Origin of the sequence: Mycobacterium sp. (assembly GCF_040509115.1) — a bacterium.
GTDB lineage: Bacteria > Actinomycetota > Actinomycetes > Mycobacteriales > Mycobacteriaceae > Mycobacterium.
Map to the genome: position 1 here is coordinate 1 of NZ_JBEVLO010000378.1, position 6,238 is coordinate 6,238.

Genomic DNA, 6,238 nt, shown 5'->3' on the forward strand with positions numbered 1-6,238 from the left:
GCGACGCCGTACGACAGCAAGGGCCGCGTCGACGTGATCGAGGAGAACGTGCCGGTCACGATCGACGGGGTCGTCATCAATCCCGGCGACGTCATCGTCGGCGACGCCGACGGTGTGTGTGTCATCCCCGCACAGCTGGAAGGTGATGTCCTCGCGCTCGTCGACGAGAAGCGACTCGGCGAGAACGACTTCCGTAAGGCAGTCGCCGACGGCATGGCCGTCACCGACGCGTTTCGCACCTACAAAGTGCTGTGAGCACTCACCCCACGACCAACCCCGGCACCGGGTCGGCCACGTATACCGCGCATCTCTGGGTGGACAGTCAATGCCACCTGGCCGAAAGCCCCCGGTGGGACGACCGGCGCGGCGGCGAGTTGGTGTGGGTCGACCTCGAGGCAGGCTTGTTGTGGCGGTGGGCACCCGACCGCCACGCCGCATCCACCGCGCTCGGGCGTGCGACGGGAGTGGCCGTGCCCCGCAGCGACGGGGGAATGATCACCGCCGGGACTGGCGGCTTCACCTGGATTGACGAGGCGGGCTCTCAGCAATGCACCGTCGACCTGCCCGAAGACTGGTCGGTGATGCGGATGAACGATGGCGTCTGTGATCCCGCGGGTCGGCTGCTCTGCGGATCGACGCCGTGGAAGGCAGGCGCCAGGCCCGGCAACCTGTATCAGCTCAGCGGGGGTGGCCGGGTCCGCACCCTGCGCCGCGGCCTCGGCATGTCGAACGGGATGGGCTGGAGCCCCGATGGTCGCTCCTTCTATCACGTTGACACGCTGGAACATTCGGTGTCCGTCTACGACTACGTACCGGAAACGGGTGATCTGGGCGAGCGTCGCGGCGCATTCCGCGTCGATCCCCAACTCGGCATGCCCGACGGACTCACGGTCGACGCCGACGGCTTCCTCTGGATCGCGATCTGGGGCGGCGGCCGAGTCATCAGGTACACGCCCACGGGCGAGTCCCGTGAGGAGATAGTCGTTCCCGCCAGATACGTGACCAGCTGCACGTTCGGGGGACGCGACCTGTGCGACCTCTTCATCACCACTGCACGCTGGGACCTCGGCGTCGACGAACTCGCCTCCGAGACCGGTGCGGGGGGAGTGTTCCATTGCCGGCTCCCCGTATCCGGACTGCCCCTGTCGCGGTTCGACGGCTCCACCCGACCACCGCAATCCCGATGAGCACCAACCGAAAGCCCCCGACATCCCCGGAAGGAACCCCATGAAGATCGTCGACATCCGCGCCACCGCAGTGACGGTGCCGCTCAAGCGCCCCTTGCGGTGGTCATTCGGCGTGGAAACCACCACCACCCGAACCATCGTCGAACTCATCACCGACGAGGGACTGGTCGGCATCGGCGAGACCCGCGGCGGTGACGAGGTAGTACAGGCCCTGGCGCTCAACCGAGACCTCTACATCGGCGTGGATCCCCTGGAGGTCTGGCGGATCACGCGGCGGTTCTCCGTGTTCCGGATGACGAGCGAACAGCTCGCGCTGGTCGGAGCGGCGAAGCTCGCCGGTGCCGCCGTCGAGATGGCGTGCTGGGACCTGATCGGTAAGGCCACCGGCAAGCGCTGTGGTGATCTCTGGGGCGGAATCGGTTCGGAGAACGTCGAATTCGCTGCCTACGTCTTCTACCGCTACGACGCGGACGGCTCGGTCGGCACGGGTGACAAGGCCGAGAATGCGGTCGAGCATGCCGTCGAACTCTTCGACACCTACGGCTTCCGCGACATCAAGTTCAAGACGGGCGTCCTGGAGCCTGCCGAGGAGATCCGGTCGGTCGAACTGATGCGCTCGCAGCTTCAGGGACGGTTGCGCAACATCCGCATCGATCCCAATGCCGTGTGGTCCGTGGAGACCAGCATCCGCGTGCTCAACCGACTCGCCGACTGCGACCTCGAATTCTGCGAGGACCCGACCTGGGGCATCGAGGGCATGGCCCGGGTGCGCGAGCGCACGCCAGTTCCGCTGGCGACCAACATGGCGGTGGTCACCTTCGAGCAACTGCCACTCAGTGTGCGCAGCAAGGCCGTTGACATCATCCTCGGCGACATCCACTTCTGGGGCGGCGTCAGCTCGGTACTTCAACTGGCCAAGATCTGCGAAACGTTCAACATCGGCATGAGCCTGCACAGTGACCGTGAACTCGGGATCTCCTCGGCAGCAGCCATCCACGTGGCCGCCGCCGAGACCATGATCAGCCACTCGATCGACACCCACCTGCTCGAACAGGCCGACGACATCATCACGACGCCGTTCGAATTCCAGAACGGATGCGTTCGAGTGCCCAGCGGACCCGGTCTGGGCGTGGAGATCGACCAGGACAAGCTGGCGTTCTATGCCGCGCACCACCGAAAGGTCGGCGAGGTCAGCGAATTCCAGGATTCCGCGCAGACCAGTTTCCGAGCGAAGTTCCCCAAGTTCTGATCGACACCGGCAGACCCAAGGAAGGAAACAACACCGATGCGCCTCATGAGGATTGGCCCGGTCGGGAATGAGCAGCCTGCCGTGCAGGTAGACGACTACACCTATGTGGACGTGTCCGACGTTCTCGCCGACTTCGACGGCGCGTTCTTCGCTAGCGGAATGGGCGAGCTTGCCGACGTCGTGCGCAGGCGAATCGACGCCGGAGAGGTTCACTCCTTCACCGGCGAGGAGCGCATCGGTGCGCCGCTGGCCCGCCCGCACCAGATTCTGTGCATCGGGCTGAACTTCAGTGACCACGCCGCCGAAACCGGTCAGGCCGTGCCGCAGGAGCCAATCGTCTTCACCAAGTCACCCAACACGTTGGTTGGGCCCAATGACGACGTCCTGCTGCCCCGAGGCGCCACCAAGACCGACTGGGAAGTGGAGCTCGGCGTCGTGATCGGCCGGCGGGCCAGGTACCTCGACTCGCCGACCGCTGCCCGGGATCACATCGCCGGTTATGTCGCCGTCAACGACGTCAGCGAGAGAGCGTTTCAGCTCGAACGCTCCGGTCAGTGGACGAAGGGCAAGTCCTGCGAGACGTTCAACCCGGCCGGACCATGGCTGGTCACCGCAGACGAGGTCGACGACGTGATGCGTCTGGCCATGACTCTCGACGTCAATGGGCAACGGCGCCAGGACGGTTCCACCTCGACGATGATCTTCGATCCCTACTTTATCGTCCACTACCTGAGCCAGTTCATGGTCCTGGAGCCGGGCGACCTCATCAACACCGGCACACCACCCGGCGTCGGCATGGGTTATGACCCACCGATATGGCTCCGGGAGGGCGACGTGATGGACCTGTGCATCGAGGGACTCGGCCGTCAGCGTCAGCTCGTCAGAGCGTCACAGTGATTCGGCACGACGTCGGGACGGGAAGACGTCCAGCAGACCAAGACTTCGAGGGGCTCACCGCGATCGTGACGGGTGGGGCCAGCGGCATCGGCGCCGCCACGGTCGAGCAATTGGCCCGGCGCGGCGCCAGAGTCGCGGCCCTAGACGTGTCATTCCGCGGGATCGAGGACGGTGCCACGCTCGGCGTGCCCTGCGACGTCGCCGATGCCGATTCCGTGGACGCCGCCGTTGCCGTGGTCGCAGACACCCTCGGCGGTATCGACATCATCGTGAACAACGCGGGAATCGGTGCGGTCGGTGACATCGCGACCAACGACGATGCCACGTGGATGCGAGTCATGGACGTGAACGTCGTTGGGATGGTGCGTGTCGCACGCGCCGCCCTGCCGCACCTCATCACCTCACGGGCAGCGGCGATCGTCAACACCTGCTCGGTGGTGGCCGACATCGGAGTGCCCCAGCGCGCCCTCTATGCCACGACGAAGGGCGCCGTCCGCGCGCTTACCCTGGCCATGGCAGCCGACCACCTGCAGGCTGGCATCCGCGTCAACGCGGTCAGCCCTGGCACCGCCGACACGCCGTGGGTCGGCCGATTGCTGGACCAGGCCCCCGACAGCGGCGCTGCCGCCGTAGCACTGCGCAACCGTCAACCGATGGGCCGACTCGTCACCGCTGCGGAGGTCGCCTGGTCGATCTGCTATCTGGCCAGCCCGAATTCCGGCTCCACCACGGGCACGATCCTTGCAGTCGACGGCGGTATGTCGTCCCTTCGGGTATCCCCAGTGGGCTCGAATCACACTACAACACAGGAGGATTCGTGAGGCTGACAGGCAAGGTGGCCGTCGTGACCGGTGCGGGCGGCGGTATCGGTGCGGCCGTCTGTCGCAGATTCGCCGAAGAGGGCTGCGCCGTGGTGGCGGCAGACACCAACGAGGCCCTCCTCGACGAGCTCACCGACGGGGAGATTGCAGGCGGCGGGTCGATCATCGGAGTCGTCGCCGACGTGTCGACCGAGCAGGGCAACGCACTCCTGGTGGACACCGCCCTGCGCGACTTCGGTGCGCTGGACGTGTTCCACGCCAACGCCGCGGTCCAGGTGATGGGCCGACTCGAGACCTCCACCCGCGACGAGTGGACCCGACAGTTCGAGACGAATCTCTATGGCGCGGCATGCGGTCTGCGCGCGGCGATCCCGACGATGCGGCAACGCGGCGGCGGCTCCTTGATCATCACCGCATCGGTGCTCGGCTTGGTTGGCGACGCCGATCTGCCCGCCTACGGGGCGATGAAGGGCGGCCTTCGCGCGCTGTGCCGATCGCTCGCCACCGCCCACGGGCCCGACGCGATTCGCGTCAACACCATCTGTCCCGGTGACGTCGAAACCCCCATGGTCGCCGAGTTCTTCGCGTTCCAGGACGATCCCGTCGCCGCTCGGGCCGAAGTCACCGACCGCTATCCGATGCGCCGCTTCGCCGACCCCCGCGACGTCGCCAACGCCGCACTGTTCCTGGCTTCCGACGAGTCGAGCTACATCAGCGGCACCGACATCGTCGTCGACGGCGGCCTGCTGGCCCGGGTGTATTGAATGGCTGCAGTGTCCGCGGCGGCTCACAAACTTCGGCCGCAAGTTCGGCCCGAACCCGCCCGGCGAATTCGCCGAGGACGGAGTGTCAAGCGTTTGCGCGGAGAGCGGCAAGCCGGTCGACCGCACACTCTGGGACGCGCGGCGAAGAGGTGGGCGACGGTCACCCGCGCGGCGTCGATCGCGTTGAGCACCGTGCGACGCGTACCTTCGGCACCGCCGATCCACAGATCGTCGACTCCTGCTCGTCGACCAGGCTCGGGCTCAATGCGTACTTACTCGCCCTTGCCGAGGTGGTCGCCGACGAGGTGCGCTCCCCACCGCCTGCGGGCGTCGCGCATTCGCGGGCGATCGTGGACTATTGCACCCCGAGATGACCGGGTCGGCGTGCCAGCCGTTATCCGAGCAGGTCCGTCAACGAATCGCCATTGCGTACGTGTCGACGAACCGCGTTGCGAACTCGGCATGACGCGCAGTACTGGAAGGCGCCACCGGCATATTGTGGAGGCTCTGGACACACAAACCCGTTAACCGATCGGTGTAGCTTTGGGAGGGCGATCGGAACCGTCCATCGGTGTCGGACAAGGAGGTAGCGCACGTGTCGGATGCGCTGAACCGCGGTCTCGATGTTCTCGAGATGCTCGCGATGAGGGGTGAATCCAGAATCGGCGAGCTGATGTCTGACCTGGGTGTCTCCCGGGCAACAGCCCACCGGATCATGAGCACGTTGGAGACTCGCGGCTACGTCGAGCACGTTCTAGAAGACCGTTCCTGGCGGCTTGGACCCGCGTCGGCCGAGTTGGCCACCGGGTTCGACTCCGCGTCCATCATGCAGCTCGCGGCACCGGCGATGGCGGACCTTCGCAAGCTTAGCGGAGAAACTGTCAATCTTGCTGTGCTGCAACGTAACCGGATGGTATGGGCGGCGTCGTTCGACGGCGCCCACGCGCTCCGTCATACGACCACGATCGGTGAGCGGGTGCAGATGCACTCCACCGCGGCCGGTAAGGCAGTCCTTTCAACGCTGGATCCACGGGACTGGGCCAGATTCCTTCCGCCAGAACCATATCCAGAGTTCACTCCCAACACGCTCCGGAAGTTCGCTGACCTGACTCGCGACATCGACGAAGCGAACGTACGGGGGTGGACGTATGACGAAGAAGAATCGGAACTCAGCGGGATCTGTCTCGGCGCTCCCATCGTCGGCCGGGACGGGCGTCCCGTGGCCGCCATGTCGGTCTGTTCGGTGGCCGGGCGGTTGACCGATGCGATGCGTGACGAGTTCGGCCAATCGTTGAGACGGTGGTGCGACCAGATCTCGGT

Annotated in this window: 8 protein-coding genes; all 8 read left to right on the forward strand. The window is 65.8% G+C overall.

The features are described from left to right. The coding region (locus ABW137_RS26190) for an RraA family protein (protein ID WP_526404383.1) at window positions 1-255 on the forward strand (255 nt) is incomplete at its 5' end. Beyond that, window positions 252-1,187 carry an SMP-30/gluconolactonase/LRE family protein gene (locus ABW137_RS26195; protein ID WP_526404384.1) on the forward strand — a complete coding sequence of 312 codons (936 nt, stop codon included), beginning with the start codon at window positions 252-254 and terminating at the stop codon, window positions 1,185-1,187. The genes ABW137_RS26190 and ABW137_RS26195, both read left to right, overlap by 4 nt. 40 nt (window positions 1,188-1,227) lie before the next feature. Beyond that, window positions 1,228-2,436 carry an enolase C-terminal domain-like protein gene (locus ABW137_RS26200; protein WP_526404385.1) on the forward strand — a complete coding sequence of 403 codons (1,209 nt, stop codon included), beginning with the start codon at window positions 1,228-1,230 and terminating at the stop codon, window positions 2,434-2,436. Between the two features lie 81 nt (window positions 2,437-2,517). Beyond that, the gene (locus tag ABW137_RS26205; RefSeq protein WP_526404386.1) at window positions 2,518-3,333 is read left to right on the forward strand and encodes a fumarylacetoacetate hydrolase family protein; all 816 of its coding nucleotides are present in this window, start codon (window positions 2,518-2,520) and stop codon (window positions 3,331-3,333) included. Continuing rightward, on the forward strand, window positions 3,330-4,154 hold the full coding sequence (locus ABW137_RS26210; protein WP_526404387.1) for an SDR family NAD(P)-dependent oxidoreductase: 825 nt from the start codon (window positions 3,330-3,332) through the stop codon (window positions 4,152-4,154). Before ABW137_RS26205 ends, ABW137_RS26210 begins: the two co-directional genes overlap by 4 nt. After that, a complete protein-coding gene (locus tag ABW137_RS26215; RefSeq protein ID WP_526404388.1) occupies window positions 4,151-4,918 on the forward strand; it encodes an SDR family NAD(P)-dependent oxidoreductase in 768 nt (255 codons plus the stop codon). Before ABW137_RS26210 ends, ABW137_RS26215 begins: the two co-directional genes overlap by 4 nt. Window positions 4,919-5,067: 149 nt before the next feature. Then, window positions 5,068-5,292 (forward strand): hypothetical protein, encoded by a 225-nt coding sequence (locus ABW137_RS26220; protein WP_526404389.1) that lies wholly within the window; start codon window positions 5,068-5,070, stop codon window positions 5,290-5,292. A 197-nt stretch (window positions 5,293-5,489) separates the two neighbouring features. Then, window positions 5,490-6,238 (forward strand): IclR family transcriptional regulator (locus tag ABW137_RS26225; RefSeq protein WP_526404390.1); only part of this gene is annotated, 749 nt, incomplete at its 3' end.

Excerpts from the sequence above, each read along its gene's own strand:
- ABW137_RS26200 (WP_526404385.1), top strand. The coding sequence starts at position 1,228 with ATGAAGATCGTCGACATCCGCGCCACCGCAGTGACGGTGCCGCTCAAG.